2 protein-coding genes are annotated in these 667 nt (G+C 34.0%); both read right to left on the reverse strand.

Annotation, left to right across the window (positions count from 1 at the left end; genetic code table 11):
• Positions 1 to 355, reverse strand: a 355-nt coding sequence (locus tag L1D50_RS23240; RefSeq protein ID WP_239966957.1) for a hypothetical protein, incomplete at its 3' end; no start/stop codon positions are given.
• Between the two features lie 66 nt (positions 356 to 421).
• Positions 422 to 667, reverse strand: a 246-nt coding sequence (locus L1D50_RS23245; RefSeq protein WP_239966958.1) for a hypothetical protein, incomplete at its 5' end; no start/stop codon positions are given.

Genomic DNA, 667 nt, shown 5'->3' on the forward strand with positions numbered 1-667 from the left:
CTAAATATGAGTACAAATACCATAACAGCCAACGCGTTACATTTTCATAAATATATGTATCAATATACATGAAGAAGAACATAACTGTATTAATAGCCAAACCTACCATAGTATATAAAACGCCGACCTCAAGCTTTTCATCTTTAAAAAAGACATAACTGACAAGAAAAAGAGCTAATAAAGTAAAGAGATCAAACAAAGCGAATATGCCGTGAATAGCTGTGTTATAGCTATCAGAGACAACGATAAAATCACTTACAAAGTAGGAGGTAAATAACAGAGTAGAAGCAGAGAGTAGCTGTAAATTTTTCTGGACTTTTAGTATATAAAAAAATAGATGTAACAGTGAAGCCATCAAGAAGCCCCATATTACAAGGGCTCCTATACTCATACCAAAAAAGTCATAAATTAACATTAATCATTAGTACGGCTCTTTAGACCCAGGCGGAGTAATTACACTTCCACGTGCGCCAGATACCATCTCAAGTTTACTTCCAGATTGAATTACCTTATCAGAAAGCGACTTTGTTTGACCAGCTGTTTTAGCTTGATTTTTTCTCGCTAGGATTGTTTTTATCATGAAATTTCCCTCAAAATTTACATACGAAATCAGGTTCCCAAAAATGAACCACATAAAATTATCGGGATTAATCAAGCACAGGATATG

The sequence above is a fragment of the Pseudoalteromonas sp. Isolate6 genome, from assembly GCF_022398435.1.
Classification (GTDB): domain Bacteria; phylum Pseudomonadota; class Gammaproteobacteria; order Enterobacterales; family Alteromonadaceae; genus Pseudoalteromonas; species Pseudoalteromonas galatheae.